The 15988-nt window shown below is 49.9% G+C and carries 14 protein-coding genes; 4 read left to right on the top strand and 10 right to left on the bottom strand.

Features of this window, described 5'->3' with window-relative positions; all coding sequences use genetic code 11:
• Positions 1 to 38: 38 nt before the first annotated feature.
• On the bottom strand, positions 39 to 542 hold the full coding sequence (locus CGZ90_RS17290; protein WP_094253775.1) for a GNAT family N-acetyltransferase: 504 nt from the start codon (positions 540 to 542) through the stop codon (positions 39 to 41).
• A 245-nt stretch (positions 543 to 787) separates the two neighbouring features.
• Here CGZ90_RS17290 and CGZ90_RS17295 point away from each other — a divergent pair, with 245 nt between their 5' ends.
• Positions 788 to 1231: a DinB family protein gene (locus tag CGZ90_RS17295; RefSeq protein ID WP_094253776.1), complete on the top strand. Its 444-nt coding sequence runs from the start codon at positions 788 to 790 to the stop codon at positions 1229 to 1231.
• A gap of 244 nt (positions 1232 to 1475) precedes the next feature.
• On the opposite strand, the gene CGZ90_RS17305 is transcribed toward CGZ90_RS17295, so the two are convergent.
• The 7 genes from CGZ90_RS17305 to CGZ90_RS17335 are packed head-to-tail and all read right to left on the bottom strand — an operon-like array spanning position 1476 to position 10893.
• On the bottom strand, positions 1476 to 3275 hold the full coding sequence (locus CGZ90_RS17305) for an IucA/IucC family protein (protein WP_094253778.1): 1800 nt from the start codon (positions 3273 to 3275) through the stop codon (positions 1476 to 1478).
• Positions 3259 to 4443 carry an MFS transporter gene (locus CGZ90_RS17310; protein ID WP_094253779.1) on the bottom strand — a complete coding sequence of 395 codons (1185 nt, stop codon included), beginning with the start codon at positions 4441 to 4443 and terminating at the stop codon, positions 3259 to 3261. The genes CGZ90_RS17305 and CGZ90_RS17310 overlap by 17 nt, the downstream gene beginning before the upstream one ends.
• Positions 4419 to 5756 (bottom strand): lysine N(6)-hydroxylase/L-ornithine N(5)-oxygenase family protein, encoded by a 1338-nt coding sequence (locus tag CGZ90_RS17315; RefSeq protein WP_094253780.1) that lies wholly within the window; start codon positions 5754 to 5756, stop codon positions 4419 to 4421. The genes CGZ90_RS17310 and CGZ90_RS17315 overlap by 25 nt, the downstream gene beginning before the upstream one ends.
• The gene (locus CGZ90_RS17320; RefSeq protein WP_379675190.1) at positions 5722 to 6315 is read right to left on the bottom strand and encodes a GNAT family N-acetyltransferase; all 594 of its coding nucleotides are present in this window, start codon (positions 6313 to 6315) and stop codon (positions 5722 to 5724) included. Before CGZ90_RS17320 ends, CGZ90_RS17315 begins: the two co-directional genes overlap by 35 nt.
• Positions 6299 to 8047, bottom strand: coding sequence for an IucA/IucC family protein (locus tag CGZ90_RS17325; RefSeq protein ID WP_094253781.1), 1749 nt, complete (start codon positions 8045 to 8047; stop codon positions 6299 to 6301). The genes CGZ90_RS17320 and CGZ90_RS17325 overlap by 17 nt, the downstream gene beginning before the upstream one ends.
• On the bottom strand, positions 8044 to 9537 hold the full coding sequence (locus CGZ90_RS17330) for a pyridoxal phosphate-dependent decarboxylase family protein (RefSeq protein ID WP_094253782.1): 1494 nt from the start codon (positions 9535 to 9537) through the stop codon (positions 8044 to 8046). Before CGZ90_RS17330 ends, CGZ90_RS17325 begins: the two co-directional genes overlap by 4 nt.
• A 12-nt stretch (positions 9538 to 9549) precedes the next feature.
• Positions 9550 to 10893 (bottom strand): aspartate aminotransferase family protein, encoded by a 1344-nt coding sequence (locus CGZ90_RS17335; RefSeq protein WP_094253783.1) that lies wholly within the window; start codon positions 10891 to 10893, stop codon positions 9550 to 9552.
• A 248-nt stretch (positions 10894 to 11141) separates the two neighbouring features.
• Here CGZ90_RS17335 and CGZ90_RS17340 point away from each other — a divergent pair, with 248 nt between their 5' ends.
• The 3 genes from CGZ90_RS17340 to CGZ90_RS17350 are packed head-to-tail and all read left to right on the top strand — an operon-like array spanning position 11142 to position 12770.
• Positions 11142 to 11567, top strand: coding sequence for a DMT family transporter (locus CGZ90_RS17340; protein ID WP_094253784.1), 426 nt, complete (start codon positions 11142 to 11144; stop codon positions 11565 to 11567).
• Between the two features lie 18 nt (positions 11568 to 11585).
• A complete protein-coding gene (locus tag CGZ90_RS17345; RefSeq protein WP_094253833.1) occupies positions 11586 to 12278 on the top strand; it encodes a Crp/Fnr family transcriptional regulator in 693 nt (230 codons plus the stop codon).
• 12 nt (positions 12279 to 12290) lie between these two features.
• A complete protein-coding gene (locus tag CGZ90_RS17350; protein WP_094253785.1) occupies positions 12291 to 12770 on the top strand; it encodes a DMT family transporter in 480 nt (159 codons plus the stop codon).
• Between the two features lie 311 nt (positions 12771 to 13081).
• Here CGZ90_RS17350 and gatB read toward each other — a convergent pair whose 3' ends face one another.
• Together gatB and gatA are read right to left on the bottom strand one after the other, a co-directional pair.
• Positions 13082 to 14515, bottom strand: a complete 1434-nt coding sequence (gene gatB, locus CGZ90_RS17355; RefSeq protein WP_094253786.1) for an Asp-tRNA(Asn)/Glu-tRNA(Gln) amidotransferase subunit GatB — start codon at positions 14513 to 14515, stop codon at positions 13082 to 13084.
• Positions 14516 to 14527: 12 nt separating this feature from the next.
• Positions 14528 to 15985, bottom strand: a complete 1458-nt coding sequence (gene gatA / locus CGZ90_RS17360) for an Asp-tRNA(Asn)/Glu-tRNA(Gln) amidotransferase subunit GatA (protein WP_094253787.1) — start codon at positions 15983 to 15985, stop codon at positions 14528 to 14530.
• Positions 15986 to 15988 lie beyond the last annotated feature (3 nt).

Below are 15988 nucleotides of genomic sequence, written 5' to 3' on the forward strand. Positions count from 1 at the left end.
CCTTTTCTCCTTTTCCATAGTTTCGATTCAGGTCAAAGTTAAAGATCGCGTACGTTCCAAACTATTTCGCCGCGCTCGTCCCACGTGCTGTGGTGTCGCTCAAATCCTATCTTTTCTAGCACTCGAAAGGAAGCAATATTCCAAGCGCCTACAGTCGACCAAAGCCTGTGGCGCCCGGTAGCAATCGCAGCGTCCAGAACCGCCGATGCTGCCTCAGTCGCATATCCTTTACCGTGAACGCTTCGGAACAGTTCATATGCGATCTCCGGCTCTTCAAGTGTGGAACGACCGATTATCAAGCCACAGTATCCAATGAAATCGCCCTCGTCTCGGCGGCGGATAGTGAGAAGAGAAATGCCATTTTCGACTGCTCTCTTGCGCATCTCGATAACTCGGCTACGGGTTTCGTCAGGAGTCGGCATGTCCACACCACGTTCGCCAATTAGTTTTCTCATCCAGACAGAATCGGATTCCTCCCACATACTCAGCTCAAGTCGTTCGGTTTTCAGCTGGAACGCCATCGGTTTAAAGAAAGCTGTCATAGTGGAAACCTCCTATTTATGTCACCGCACTCATAATAGCTTCACAACTCATCACCACATCAGGTTGGAAACCGGTTGATTCGCAGATAAATTTTCCGAATCTTCGGTAATTTTTGTTCATTATAAAATAACCGTTCGAGCAAATCAAATAAAGCCTAATTTTTAAATAAACTGCTCGTCCTCCTGTTATTAAAGCTTATTACCTAGCATACAGTTTAACGATGGGGTAATAAGGGGGCGATAAGATGCAGGCGGTGACAAATAAATTATGCTATTGGCTGACCGAGGCGCCGGAGCAGTTCCAGCGGTTTAGTGAAGATGAGGCGTCTGCTAGGCCGGCGCCGGATAAGTGGTCGAAAAAAGAGATACTCGGACACCTATGCGATTCGGCGATCAACAATTTAAGCCGTTTTGTCCGGGCACAGTGCGAGCCTGAGCCCGTCATGCTTCATAAATATCAGCAGAACGACTGGGTCCGCGTCCAATGCTATGAAAAGATGAGCTGTGATGAGGTCTGCTCACTCTGGCTGACGCTGAACAAGCAGATCGCGAGGGTGATCGCGAACGTGCCGAGCGACAAGCTGCGCACAGCGTGCTGCGTGAACGGCACCGCAAACGTCACACTGCAGTGGCTCATTCAGGACTATTTAGATCATATGGAGCATCATTTTAAGCAGATATTTGGGTGATGTGATGGGGAAGAACCGCCTTGGTGGCGGTTCTTTTGTTTGTTGGGGGTGCTTTGGGGGCGAGGACCCGCAAATTTGGATTTAAAACCCGTAAATTTCAGATTAGACCCGAGAATTTCCCACATAGACCCGTATTTTCGGATTTAGACCCGCAAATCGCGCTCCAGCCAGCAGCACTACCCCAAAACAGCAAAAAAAAGCACCGAAGCACCCCCAAGGCACTCCGATGCACTAACCAACTAGCTTAAACCATCATCTTCCCAGCCCTAATCTCCGCCAAAACATTCTTAACCTTACCAAACTCCGACGCATGCGGCCGGTCGTCGCCATCACCGTAGCCATAGTCCACCATACGGTTGCGGTTCAAACACAATTTGGTCAGATCCGGCTTAAAGAAATCAAACAGTTTGAATCGTTCTTCTAAATGAGAGAACCGCTCCTGATATGCCTCGATACTCTCCACTAAATGAGACCAGAAAGCCATCTCCTCAATTAATCCGCGGCGCACCATGACGTTGGACATGTAGCGAAGGTGGCAGATGAAGAGTCCTGTGAAGATAAACTGCGTTAAGCCTTCAGGCGGCTCGCTGCGCAGCACCTTCCGCAACTCATCCGACACCCCTGCTAACTCCGGGAACGGCTGATCAGAAATGTTCACGTCGTCCACGTAATCTTTCACTGCGAGTCTCTCAGGCTGATAGTCTTTTAAAATTAGAATCGTGTTCTGGCCATGCGGCGAGAATACTGTGCCGTACTGATACAAGAAATGAAGCAACGGCGGCATGACGACACCGAAGAACTTCTTCACCCACTCATCGGCACTTAATCCGGACTTCTCTATCAAACTCTGCACGTACGGCTTGCCGTATGCATCCACATGGTGCAGCGCCGCGAGTGTGATCGGCTGCTCGCCTTCTTTCAAATACGAATAGATGCTTTCGCGCCAGATTGCCCCGAGCATTTCAAGATACTGATACGGCGCACCTTTTAAATTACTGTAATGCGCGTGATCGACATTCATACTCGCCACCTCGCCTGGCAGCACGACCTCGCACTCATCCTTCAAAAAGCTGTCTCCCTCAAAAATCCCTTTAATGTGCTCTGTCACGCGCGGTGCGATGACAGTGCGCTCAGACGGCAGGCCGCGGTACACGAGCGTGTTCAAAATGCTCATCGGCAGTTTCACATGTGCCTTGTTTTTATCCGTCATGTTAACAAACGTGCGAATCGATTGCTGCGGCAAGTAATGATCGCAGCCTTCCTCCAGCGGCACGATCATTCCCGTCGCCAGGTCCTCAGGGAAGTTTTGAATGAGCACGTTTTTCCACTGCCATTCATGAACAGGCATGAAATAATAATCAGCCGACGATTTGCCATTTTCACGCAGGATTTCGTTAAAACGCTCGATCATCCCCCCGTCCAGTTCACTTAAAATAAGCTTCTTATAATGCAGCTTGTTCACGGAATGGAACTGTGCACGGTTACGGTGAACGGCGATCCAGAACAGCCTCGTTTCCTGCTGGTTTTCCGGCGCATAGCTCATGTAATCATCGAAACCGAATCCGATCCGCCCCTTGTTGTACGTGATCCACGGGTGACCAGACATCTCCCCTTCAAGCTCGGCATAGTCCAGATCAGCCAATTCATCCGACGTTTTTTTATGGTGTGCCAGCAAGTTAGCGTCGGCAATCAGTGTGTGATTCAGCTCTTTAATAAGATGGCCCGCCGTTTCTGACGACATGCCGATGGAGTGCTGAATATCGAGCAAAAAGGTAATCGCACTTAAAGCCGGTTTCCACTCTCCATCAACCATCACTTCGATCGAGCCAGGTTCCACATCATAGCTGTCAAAGTAGCGTTTTTCCGCGGTGAAACGGTATTTGCGCTCTTCATTCACAGTTAACACATAGCTTCCATCTACAATCTCAGGCTGGATCATATCTTCATACATATACTCCGCCAGCATCTTAGCGAGCAGGTTTCGGTTCACCGTTTCCCACGTCTCTTTTTGCAGAATCGATTCTGTTTCATTTATATAAAGCATGCTTTTCCTCCTTATGTAATGTCACTTTTTCTTTTAAAAAGGTACCGGATAAGAAAATGATCAGGTGCAGCGCTGCGATCAGGCCGGCATAAAGGAAAACAGCAGATAATGAGCTGTTCTTCACAATCGATGAGGCCATAACCGGCGCGAGCAGCAGACCGATGTTCTGGATAGCGGATACCTTGCTGTAATCCTTGTCGGCATTTCGGCTGAATTGGAAAAGGACCGCATCCAGTCTGGCGAGGCACCATGCCGTTCCAAGACCGAACAGACAGCGGAACACGATAAGACAGAACACATTTGTCTCAAACATCTGTAAAAGTAAACCGGCAATGGCTAGGACCGCTGCTGCGGCATAGCCATTCGAGCCCCACTTTTCGCTGTATTTCTTAATAAAAGGCAGTGCAGCGATCGCCATCAGGCTCGGGATCAAGTACAGCAGACTGCTTGTGAAGGTATCTATTTGATAAACATTCTCAGTGTACGTCGTAAGAAAAGGCCGGATCATGTTCACGGCCAGGTGAAGCGTCAGAACGATTGCGCCGAACTTCAGAAGGTTCGGCATCATGCTAAGGGATTCGGTTCTGGTAACTTCAACAACACCAGCATCCGATTTCTTCAGCAAAAAATAACTCGCCAGCCCTAAAGCGCACTCCATAAGCCCGATGATCCAGAAGATCATGAGCGGGCTGTCCATCTGGATCACCCATCCGGACAGAACGGTCGCAGTGACAATGGCGCCTTGTAAGACAGCGTGGTAGCTGGCAGCCGCTCCTGCTGTCTCATTCTTGTTCTCCTGCATCAACAATGTGTAAAGCAGAAAGTACGTACTTTTAAAGATGAGCAGCAGCACGCTCGCGGCGACGAACATCTCGAAGCTTGGTGCAACGGCCATGAGAAAACATGAGAGTCCTGTCCCCCACTGTCCGATAACGAGCAGTCTGGCGCTGCTGCTATATTTATTGGCGATTAGCCCCCAGATTGGCGTGAAGATCACGACGACGAGGCGGCATGTCATAATATAAAATCCGGTTACGTCCGGGTCGGTGATCCCGTACACTTTTTCAAAAAACTGCGGATAGAACGGCGACAGCAGGACCTCTGAGCAGACGAACAGAAAGACGCAGCTTAACAGGAATGCGTTTAGCGGACTTCGGCGGTTTTCCATGAATGCTGGACTCCGAACTGCTGAAACACATTTTTCTCATTCAATTTGTACATTTCCTGTCCGAAAAGCTTGTTGATGATCACTGCATTCCGGTGCGCACCGAGACCAAGATCCGCGGCACCAACGCCGTGCGTGTGCAGTTCTCCGTTCTGAATGAAAATGTGGCTGTCCTCAAGCCCCTTCATTTTCAGCACATAATCGTTTGTAATCTGATAGCGGTTCTGCTCGTCCCAGTCGATCTTGTCCTGCATGTTCATGAGAAAATGCGGGAATGACGGTGCGTAGCCTGTTCCTAATATGACGACATCAGACTGCAGCTCAAACGTTTCATCTGTAACATTTTGCCGCAGACGAAGCTGATGGCTATCATCCTGTTTTTCAATGCTTTCAAGCTCTGTCATCGCCTGCAGATGGATGGCTGGCTTCTCTAATCCGACCGATTTTTCGTAAAGCAGGTCATAAATGTCTGCGATGGTTTCCATGCTGATTCCTTTGTACAGCAAGCCTTGGTTCGGCACCATTTCGTCCTTCTTAGACTGCGGCAGCTGATAAAAGAAGTTCGTATAGTCCGGCGAGAAATATTCTAGGCCGAGCTTGGAATATTCCATCGGGAAGAACCCTTTTGAACGCGTGAACCAGTTCAGTGAGAACTTGTCGTTGTCCTGGATTTGCGCAAGATCATAGAATACCTCAGCCGCACTCTGGCCTGAGCCAATGACGGTAATTGATTTTGCGTCGAGAAGCTCGTCTTTCATGTTCATATATTGCGCAGAATGAATGACGCGCGGGCCGAGGTTCTTCTCTAAGTGCGAGGGCACGGATGGACTGGAGCCGATGCCGACTACGAGATGGCGGGCGTAATATTTTATTGCCTCGCCTGAGACCTCTGACTTCACGGTAACTTCATACAAGTCATTTTCGATAGGGCGTATTTGCTCTACACCCATGCCGAAGCGGCAGTTGTGCAGCTGTTCCGCGACCCAGCGGCAGTAGTGGTTGTACTCGGTGCGCGGTATATGAAATTTCTCAAGGAAATAAAAGTGATACAGCCGGTTGTGCTCCTGCAGGTAATTCAGGAACGTGTACTTGCTCCGCACATCAGCCATGCTGACGAGATCGGCAAAGAACGGCACCTGCAGGGTCGTGCCATCGATCAGCATCCCTTTATGCCAGTTGAACTCTGTCTTTTTCTCAAAAAACAGCGTCTCTTTTCCTCCATTTTCCTCGAGCATTGCCGCTAGCCCCAAGTTAAACGGTCCGATACCTACTCCAATCAGGTCATACACTTTCTCCGGCTGCTGATTCAATGACATCACTCCATCTCCTCTCAAACGTTTCTCTATGGCAAAACATGAGCATGCCGGTCTTGTCCGGCAGCTGGATCGGCTTCACTTTTTCAAAGCCGCACGTTTCAAACACATGAATCATCTTGTCGTTTGTTATATCCGGCTCGGCGATCACTTTTTCCGTCTTTTTTGATAAAAACTGAAAAGCGACCATCGCGCGCAGCATAGGCAGGGCGTACCCTTTGCCAAGGTACGCTTCCTCGCCAATTAACAAGTGTATTCCCTGGTCATGAGGATGGTAATCATAGGTATCCTCGACCACATCGCCTTTCACCCAATACGCCTCCCAGTAGCTCATCGGCACACCGTCGATGAGACCGAGATAAAGTGTCTGGTGAGTATCAGCGAGGAATTTTTCAAGATGCTTCACATACGCTTCAAACGGAATATCCAGCTTCCAAAACGGGATGACGTACGGCTGCTGCTGCCATTCGTGCAGCATCGCCGCGTCACGCTCCAGCTCTACTTTTACAAAAGAGATCGTTTTTCCGATTGTGTTGTCATATAGACTAAATTCTGGTTGCATTCGATATCAGCACCTTTTGCAGCGGGTTTGGAATGTTCGTGTACACAGACTGCGTTTCGAGCGAGCCGACTAGCTCGTCCATATCATGGAAACGCGTGAGCAGGTTTGCCTTGCATGGCAAATCCTTTGTTTCTAGCAGACTAGTTAAAAGCGCCGATTTTCCGCCAGTGATCGTGTTATGGTGTTCAAGGCGATTGCGGAGTATTTTCATCAGCACTGCTTCATCAGCCAGACCTGCCGTGCCGAAACCGTTTATCAGGCCAAACAGATGATTCATGAAAAAGTAGTAGCGGAAGCGCTCGACTGCGACCTCGTCGCTGCAGATCGTAACGCTCTTTCGGTTCAAATCTGGCAGCTGTTCAACGAGCATATCGGCCTTCGATTCGCTGTAATAGTAGCCTTGGTTGTCGCGATAGTAGAAGGCTTTCGGATAGCCGTTCTCCAGCTGAACGACCGAGTTCTGCTGATGCGCCTCAAGCGCCACGCCGTACGTTTCATACAGCCAGAGCATCGGATCGAGTGAGATCGTCAAGTATTGCGCGAACCAATCAGCGCTCACCTCTTCTGGGGTACGGTACTCCTTCTCTGCCAGCTCTTTAATAATGGCAGCAATCCGTGAACGCCCGCCGTACGCGTGATCCTGACAGAGTCCTGCTATAAGACTCGCGTTCTGTTCGCTGCCGGCAAAGAACGGATTCTCTCGGATCACAACTTCAAAGCCTGAAGTCTCTTGATCAGTCGGGATGTTCAAGAATGCCGGGTCCTTAATGATCTTGAACGATGGGAAGAACTTGTCCAGCTGCTGGCCGATGCGCGACTGCATGAGCCTTGAAACCTCTACTCCTCGATGAAGCTCTTTTTCAAGGTTCACGCGGAGTGAGTTCGTGATCTTCACCGGCACCGAAAACTTGAACATGTACGGGAAGTTGGCGCTGTACACGCTGCGCATGGATGATGTCGCCGAGAACAGTTCGCTGTAGGGACCGATGTAGTTCAGCTTACCGGTGCTGATCAGCTCCTGTACAAAGGAGTTTTCTAGCAGGACAGGGACTTGCAGCGGGTGTGCAGGGATAAACACTGAATCCTCATCCGCCTCGATTGTTTCTGTAAAAAGCTTATCCTGCAGCAGCAGCTTTAGAGTGATCTCTTCTGCCGTCACGTTCGCTGCCGAATCTTGATCGACGATGGATCGGTGAGCTTGAAAGAAATGCAGCTGAAAGGAGCCTTTAAGCTCAGGTGAATAGCGCGTTTCCTGCTCACGGCTCATCCCCTGCTTGCTTTTTGGTGTCGGGTGTAGCAGGTGTCCGAAGATGAGCGACTGCTCGGCCTCAATAAATGAGAACTCGCTTCTTTCCAGCTTGTCAGAGTCTCCTTCCCTTTCCTCCACATATCGCTGGATGTTTTGCTTAGATAGAATCGTCCGCAGCATCAGCTCGTCCTCGCTGTCCTCGCGCCCTTGCTGCAGCAGCAATTCTTTCGAGATGAGCGATACCATCGTGACGTAATCAAGCGGCTTTTCCTGTCTGCCTGTTTTGTATGAGATTGGGAAGTGGAACAGATGCCTGCCGGTCAGCGACCAGTGCTTCAGGTCTGCCGTTATCGTGACATCTTGATTATCAAGCTTTACTATCAGCTTGCTTCCGTCTTGTATGAAGTTTTGTGTTTCCCGCAAGTAACAGTTCAAGAAGCTTTGCATGCTCGCTTTTTCTGCTGTTTGTTTCATATTGGTCATTGGGTGATCCCCCTGTTTTCGTACTCTGCCGCAAATTGAGAAATGCTGTGAAGAATATCTTCAATATCCGAGATCGTCGTCCGCGGATTCAGCAGTGTGAATTTCAAGTACACATCGCCGTTCAACTTCGTTTTGGCGACGAGCGCCGTCCCTGTATGGAGCAGTTTTTTGTAAATAAAAGTGTTCATTTCATTTCGTGCTTCTTCTGAAACGCTTGTGCAGCGGAACACCACCGCGTTGATCTCCGGGCTGAGGTTGGCCACTTCGATCGTACCTTTTCCGGTCATCACCCGTGCTGTCTGCTGCGCCAACTGGACCGTGTAATCGATCATACTCGCAAAGTTTCTTTCGCCGACAATGCGGAGCGACAGAAACAGCTTGAGCGCGTCAAACCGCCTTGTCGTCTGGATCGACTTGCTCACAAGGTGAACGAGGCCATCGTCTTCATCGTTTTCAGGATTCAGATAGTCGGCATGGTGCGCGAGATAGCGGAAGTTCGCTTTCTCTTTTACAAAAAACGCACCGCAGCTGATCGGCTGATAAAACTGTTTATGAAAATCGATCGTGATCGAGTCTGCGCTGTTGATACCGTAGAGCTTATGACGGTTCTGCTGGCTCATCATGAGCGCACCGCCATAAGCGGCGTCAACATGAAACCATAGACCGTGCTGTTCTGCGATTGCGGCAATGTCCGGAATGGAATCGATGCTGCCAAAATCCGTTGTTCCCGCTGTCGCGACAACACACATCGGCAGCAGCCCGCCGCTTTTCAAACGATCAACCTCATCTATCAGCGCACTGATTTTCATTCTTTTGTTTTCATCCGTTTCAATGGTCACGACCGCCTGCTCGCCAAGACCGAGCTGGTACGCTGACTTTTTCACGGTAAAATGAGCCGCCTCCGAGCAAAGAATGCGCAGCTTATGCGACTCTGGCGGTAAACCCTGCTGCTTCACATTCAAGTTCCACTGCTGATGGCAGAAGCGATCGCGGGCGAGCAGCAGCCCCATATAGTTGGACTGTGTGCCGCCGCTCGTGAACGTTCCGTCTGCTGTGGATGGCAGCTGCAGCTTTTCTGCCGTCCATCTGATCAGCCGCTCTTCCAGATACGTCGCCGCCGAGCTTTGATCCCACGAGTCCATGGACTGGTTCAGGGCGCCAATCATGAGCTCAGCCGCGATCGCCGGGATGAGTGGCGGGCAATGCAGATGACCGATGCTCGTCGGATGAGAAACATGGATGCTGTTCTCGACGATTTTCTCCTGCACCTCTTTTAGTACAGCCGTGACATCGTCTCCGTTCTTAGAGACAAGGCTCATCTCGTTTATTTCGTTTTCTATAGTGTTAGGCGTTTTACCGTTAAACGCCTGTTCATTGTTTTGATAAAAATCGCTTAACAGCTGCTGCGTTTCTGAAGCTACTTGTTGAAAAGCCTTAACGCCTTCGTTGCTGCTGTTAAGGAAGTAACGGTCAAAATCGGTCGTGGTCATTCTGCACCTCGGCTATAGCGCGGCTCTTACCGCGTCTTTAAATATAGAGATCACTTCATCCAGCTGATTCTCTGTTATGATGAGCGGCGGAAGGAACCGGACGACGCTGCCGTGGCGTCCGCCAACTTCTAAAATAAGGCCGCGGTTAAAGCATTCGCGCTGAATACGGCTCGCCAGCTCCGGGTTGGCTTTGTACGTTCCTTTTAGTCCTGCCGGAATGCGTGAATCCACGATCTCTGCGCCGACCATCAAGCCGCGTCCGCGAACATCCCCTATTTCTGTGATTTCGTTCTGGAAAACGGAAAGCTCCAGCATCAGCTTTTCGCCAAGCTCTGCGGCGTGCTGTGACAGGTTGTTTTCTTTGATGTATTTTAAAGTTGCTGTTCCTGCCGCCATCGCCATCTGATTGCCGCGGAACGTTCCGATGTGTGCGCCCGGCCCCCATTGATCGAGTTCGCGGTCATAAATTACTACTGATAATGGAAGGCTGCCACCGATTGCTTTTGAAAGCACGACTACATCCGGAATGATATCCGCATGTTGGAATGCAAACAGCTCGCCGGTGCGTCCGATGCCCGTCTGCACCTCGTCAATAATAAGCGGGATGTCATGCTCTTTCGTAATTCTGCGAATCTCTCTCAGCCATTCGACCGGTGCCGGAATGGATCCGCCCTCGCCTTGAACGACTTCTAGAATCATAGCAGCCGGTTTTAGAATTCCGCTTTCCGGATCGTTTAATAGATTTTCAATGTACTGTGCGCTGATACGATGCGTTTCGTCACCGCCAACTCCAAAGGGACAGCGGTACGCGTAAGGATATGGCATAAAGTGAACATCTGGCATGAGCCCCTGCACGTGCTGCTTCGGTCCGAGATTTCCGGACAGCGCCATCGTTCCGTGAGTCGCACCGTGATAGCCACCCTGGAAGGATAGTATCGTGCTCCTTCCTGTTGCTGTTTTCACAAGTTTAATAGCTGCCTCGATCGCATCTCCGCCTGTCGGTCCGCAGAATTGAATCTTCGCTTTTTGCGCGAGCTCTGCCGGCAAGCTGTCGAACACTTCACTCACAAACTCTTCTTTTACAGGTGTTGTTAAATCCAATGTATGTAATGGCCGCTTGTCATGAAGCACCTTTTCGATCGCCTCGATGACTACCGGGTGGTTATGCCCGAGCGCAAGCGTACCTGCTCCTGCCAGACAGTCGATGTATGTTTTTCCGTTCGCATCTTTTACAAAAATGCCCTCTGCTTCTTCAATCGCGATCGGGATGCGCCTCGGATAAGATCTCGCGTTCGATTCCCTTTCTTCCTGCTGCTTTAAGTACTTTTCATTTAACTCTATTTGTAAGGTGCTCATTCTTGCTCCTCCTTTTATCAATGAAAATGATTCTCAATATCAGTTACATACTATACCTTAAATGATAATGATTATCATCGTCAATGATAAATTGTCCCTAACTTGTTTCCATTTATTTATTACGGTGTTAATTAGTGTGCGGGACTTTAAGCCTATGAAAATAAGTTTTTATGTTTGAGGACATATGTCCTTTCCTAAAGACTGCGATGTAACTGATAATGAGACAAAGAAAAGAAGGAGTGATTTGTATGAAGGGAGTTCTTTTCGCCATTCTCGGCGGATTGTTCATCACGCTGCAGGGCGTGGCCAACGCACAGATTGGCTCGGCAATCGGCACGTGGCAGGCCGTGACCGTCACACAGCTTACCGGATTTATAGCTGCGGTGTTTTTGATGATTTTATTCCGGGATAAAACGTGGCGCCACTACAAACGTGTGAAGCCGCTCTATTTGACCGCGGGTTCGTTTGCCGCCATCATTATTTTCAGCAACATTACCGCCATCCATCAGATCGGCGTTACGTTAACGATTGCCGCAGTGCTTATCGCGCAGCTGGCCATCGCGTTTTTCACGGATATCTTCGGCTGGTTTAGCGTGTCTAAGCAGAAGATGAAGCTTCCTCAGTTCGTCGGAATCGGAATGATGGTCGCTGGTGTGCTCATTCTTAGTTTTTAGCAGGAGTGTGTGAAAATGATGAGAGAGATTCATGACCATGAAATGCTGATACGTTTTATAAAAGAGAACAATATCGCCTTTAGCGAAGAACTTTTGCCACATCTGCATTTATATCGTTTTGACCAAGGTGACTTGATCTGTTCACAGGGTGATCCGGCCGACATGCTGTACGTGCTCGTCAAAGGCAAGGTGAAGGTTTTCACGACTTCGCCAGAGGGGCGGACGCTCATACTTTCGTTTAAAAAACCGCTCGAGGTGATCGGGGATATTGAATATGTGCGCGGAACGGAAACAATGAACACGGTCGAGGCGGTGTCGAGGGTTGAAATGATCGGCGTCCATCACCGATGGCTGAAAAAATATGCCGCTGCCGACCCGGCGTTTCTGGAGTTTCTGCTTCACATCATCACGAATAAATTTTATGTAAAATCCAATTCCATGCAGTTTAATCTTCTATATCCGGTCGAGGTGCGGCTCGCAAGCTATTTGCTGTCTGTCTCGTACGACAGCTCCTCCAACGTGCTGAAAAAACAGCACAGCTCGGCTAGTCTCCGCGATGCTGCAAACTTGATCGGCACGAGCTACCGTCATATGAACCGCGTGCTGCAGCAGTTCTGCGCTAATGGTTTCATTGAGCGTGTGAGCGGCGGCATCATGGTGATTGACCGTGCCGGCCTAACCGCGATCGCCGGAAATAATATTTATGAATAAGGATGATGTCTTATGATGACAGGGATTGTACTGTCACTTATTGCAGGCGCGCTCGTCGGCTTGCAGAATATCTTCAACAGCAAAGTGAACGAACACGCGGGATCCTGGGCGACGACCGTTCTCGTCCTCGGACTCGGATTTACGGCTTCGTTCACGCTCGGTTTGATCATGGAAGGGGCAGATTTGTTTGTGCTGGACGGGATGAAAGCGTGGTTCTGGTTCAGCGGCCTGATCGGAGTCGGCGTCGTCACATGCATCACGCAAGGTGTGCGCCGCCTCGGCCCGACGTACGCGATCTCCATTGCGTTGACGGCGCAGCTCGTTTTCGCCCTGCTTTTTGATTCCATTGGCGCGTTTGGCTTAGAGATAGTGCCGTTTACTTTCAAGCAGCTGATTGGCGTACTCGTGATTATTGGCGGGATCTTGTTGTTCAAGCTTGGGGGCCGGAGCAAGAAGGCTAGTGTGGAGATGAAGGAGAAGAGGTTGGCTTAAAACGATCAGATTTTTGTCTGATCTCTTAATTAGGAGACTGTTTGGTTGCGGGCGGGGTTGTTTTTGGGAAATAACGGAATTACGCCCGCGGATTGGTGTTTCGCGCCCGCGGTTTGCCTGTTGGCGGCCGCGCATCACCGTTTTGCGCCCGCGCTTCACTACTCAACGCCCGCAATTGTGTAGAACGCGCCCTCGCCAAACTCATACCAATACTAAACTTGTCCAAAAGCCCACTTTTCTCACCCGCAAACCCTCCCGCGCCCTCAAAACACACAAAAAACAACGGAACGCCCCAGCGCTCCGGTGTTTTTTTATCTTTTAGTAAGCTCTTCAACTAATAATTTGTTCACGATCTGAGGATTAGCCTTGCCTCGTGTCTCTTTCATCACTTGGCCAACTAGGAATCCGACTGCTTTTTCTTTTCCTGCTTTAAAATCAGCGACAGACTGCTCATTCGCATCTACGATTTTAACGACGATCTCGCGGATCGCGCCTTCGTCAGAGATCTGAACAAGCCCCTTCGCTTTAACGATTTCTCCTGCGTCGCCGCCGTTTTCGATCAGTTCTTTGAACACGGTTTTCGCGATTTTAGTTGAAATCGTGCCGTCTGAGATGAGTTTGATCATGCCAGCCAAGCCTTCAGCCGTTAGCGCGACTTCACTCAGCTCTTTTCCTTCGTTATTCAAGTAAGCGTTCAGCTCGCCCATGATCCAGTTGGACGCCTGTTTTGCGTCAGCACCTGTCGCAACAGCCGCTTCAAAGAAATCGGCCATCTCTATTGTCATTGTCAAAACCTTCGCGTCGTACTCAGGAATCCCGAAATCCGCCACGTAACGTGTGCGGCGTGCGTCCGGCAATTCAGGAATATCAGCGCGCACGCGGTCCATCCACGCTTGGTCAATGTCCATCGCCACTAGATCCGGCTCTGGGAAGTAACGGTAGTCATCCGACCCTTCCTTCACACGCATCAAGATCGTTTTCTTTGAACTTTCATCAAAGCGGCGTGTCTCCTGATCGATGACTCCTCCTGCGTTCAGCACTTCAGCCTGGCGCACTTCTTCGTGTTCCAATCCTTTTAGCACGTGAGCGAACGAGTTCAAGTTCTTCAGCTCAGTTTTCGTACCGAACTCTTCTTGACCGTATGGACGGAGCGAGATGTTCGCGTCACAGCGCAGTGAGCCTTCCTCCATCTTGCAGTCGGAAACGCCTGTGTACTGGATGATGGCCTTCAATTTTTCAAGATACGCATAAGCCTCTTCCGGCGTGCGGATGTCTGGCTCAGAAACGATCTCAACAAGCGGCGTTCCTTGACGGTTCAAGTCAATCAACGAGCCGTTATCAACATGTGTCGACTTTCCAGCATCCTCTTCCATATGGATGCGGGTGATGCCGATTTTCTTTTTCTCGCCATTAACCTCGATCTCGATCCAGCCGTGCTCGCCGATTGGCTTATCGAACTGCGATATCTGGTACGCTTTCGGGTTGTCCGGATAAAAATAGTTTTTGCGGTCGAATTTCGTTTGCGTGTTGATCTGGCAGTTAAGTGCCATCGCTGCGCGCATGGAAAACTCGACAGCCTGCTTATTCACGACCGGCAGTACCCCTGGGTGGCCGAGGCAGATCGGGCACGTGTGCGTGTTAGCCGGCGCGCCGAATTCTGTGGAACAGCCGCAGAAAATTTTCGATTGTGTTTTTAGCTCAACGTGTACTTCTAGTCCGATAACCGTTTCAAATTGTGTCGTCATTTTCTGCACCTCCTACAGCTGCGGTTTCGCTTTATGATGGTCTGTCGCCTGTTCGAACGCATGAGCGACGCGGTAAATCGTGCTTTCGTCAAAATGCTTTCCGATGATCTGAAGTCCGATCGGCAGGTTGTCACTCAATCCGCAAGGTACGGAAATCGCCGGAACGCCTGCCAGATTCACAGGAATCGTCAGGATATCGTTCGCGTACATCGTAAGCGGATCTTTCGTCTTTTCGCCGCATTTGAATGATGGCGACGGAGTTGTTGGCCCGATGATCACATCATATTTGGCAAACACATCTTCAAAGTCTTTCTTGATGAGTGTGCGGACTTTCTGTGCTTTTTTGTAGTACGCATCATAATAGCCTGAGCTTAGCGCGAATGTTCCGAGCATGATGCGGCGCTTCACTTCCTCGCCGAACCCTTCGCTGCGCGTCTGCTTGTAAAGCTCGATCAGGCTCTCGCTGTTGTCAGACCTCAAACCGTACCGTACCCCATCAAAACGCGACAGGTTTGCAGACGCTTCTGAAGAAGACAGCAGGTAGTATGTTGCCAGTGCGTACTTGGAATGCGGCAGTGATACTTCTTCCCAAGTTGCGCCAAGGCCTTCGAGCACCTTTAGTGCTGCGAGGACTTTATCTTTCACACCTTGCTCTACGCCTTCTGCCAAGTATTCTTTTGGCACGGCGATTCTCAAGCCTTTTACGTCTGTTCCGAGTGCAGCAATGTAATCTGGAATTTCCACGTTTGCGGATGTGGAGTCCATCTTGTCGTGTCCGGCGATCGTTTGCAGCAGGTATGCATTGTCTTCTACGCTGCGTGTAATCGGGCCGATCTGGTCAAGAGATGATGCGAACGCGACAAGTCCGAATCGGGAAACGAGGCCGTATGTAGGCTTCATTCCGACAACGCCGCAGAATGCTGCTGGCTGACGGATCGATCCGCCTGTGTCAGATCCGAGCGAGAACAATACTTCTCCTGCGGCAACAGCTGCGGCTGATGCACCTGATGAACCGCCTGGAACGCATGCAAGATCCCAAGGGTTTTTAGTAGCAAAAAAGCCGGAGTTTTCGTTCGATGAACCCATCGCGAACTCGTCCATGTTCAGTTTACCGATGTTTACTGAGTCTGCAGCATGTAGCTTTTGTACGACCGTCGCGTCATAAACTGGGTCAAAGTTTGCGAGGATCTTACTCGCACAAGTTGTGCGCAGTCCTTTTGTGACCATGTTGTCCTTGATTCCGATAGGCATACCGAAAAGCAGACCGCGGTCAGCTCCGCCTGCAAGCTTTTCATCAAGCTCACGAGCATGCGCTCGCGCTCCTTCTTCATTTAAAGTTATAAAGGATTTTACTTTATCGTCCACTTCAGCAATTCGTTTGAATGATGTTTCAACGAGATCAGTTACAGTAATTTCTTTTTTTTGCAGCAGACCGTGCAGATCTGATACTTTATGATCAAATAAAGACATGTA

It is taken from the genome of Fictibacillus aquaticus, from assembly GCF_002245695.1.
GTDB lineage: Bacteria > Bacillota > Bacilli > Bacillales > Fictibacillaceae > Fictibacillus > Fictibacillus aquaticus.

Coding starts and splice junctions, on each gene's coding strand:
- CGZ90_RS17290 (WP_094253775.1), bottom strand. CDS start 542: ATGACAGCTTTCTTTAAACCGATGGCGTTCCAGCTGAAAACCGAACGA.
- CGZ90_RS17295 (WP_094253776.1), top strand. CDS start 788: ATGCAGGCGGTGACAAATAAATTATGCTATTGGCTGACCGAGGCGCCG.
- CGZ90_RS17305 (WP_094253778.1), bottom strand. CDS start 3,275: ATGCTTTATATAAATGAAACAGAATCGATTCTGCAAAAAGAGACGTGG.
- CGZ90_RS17310 (WP_094253779.1), bottom strand. CDS start 4,443: ATGGAAAACCGCCGAAGTCCGCTAAACGCATTCCTGTTAAGCTGCGTC.
- CGZ90_RS17315 (WP_094253780.1), bottom strand. CDS start 5,756: ATGTCATTGAATCAGCAGCCGGAGAAAGTGTATGACCTGATTGGAGTA.
- CGZ90_RS17320 (WP_379675190.1), bottom strand. CDS start 6,315: ATGCAACCAGAATTTAGTCTATATGACAACACAATCGGAAAAACGATC.
- CGZ90_RS17325 (WP_094253781.1), bottom strand. CDS start 8,047: ATGACCAATATGAAACAAACAGCAGAAAAAGCGAGCATGCAAAGCTTC.
- CGZ90_RS17330 (WP_094253782.1), bottom strand. CDS start 9,537: ATGACCACGACCGATTTTGACCGTTACTTCCTTAACAGCAGCAACGAA.
- CGZ90_RS17335 (WP_094253783.1), bottom strand. CDS start 10,893: ATGAGCACCTTACAAATAGAGTTAAATGAAAAGTACTTAAAGCAGCAG.
- CGZ90_RS17340 (WP_094253784.1), top strand. CDS start 11,142: ATGAAGGGAGTTCTTTTCGCCATTCTCGGCGGATTGTTCATCACGCTG.
- CGZ90_RS17345 (WP_094253833.1), top strand. CDS start 11,586: ATGAGAGAGATTCATGACCATGAAATGCTGATACGTTTTATAAAAGAG.
- CGZ90_RS17350 (WP_094253785.1), top strand. CDS start 12,291: ATGATGACAGGGATTGTACTGTCACTTATTGCAGGCGCGCTCGTCGGC.
- gatB (WP_094253786.1), bottom strand. CDS start 14,515: ATGACGACACAATTTGAAACGGTTATCGGACTAGAAGTACACGTTGAG.
- gatA (WP_094253787.1), bottom strand. CDS start 15,985: ATGTCTTTATTTGATCATAAAGTATCAGATCTGCACGGTCTGCTGCAA.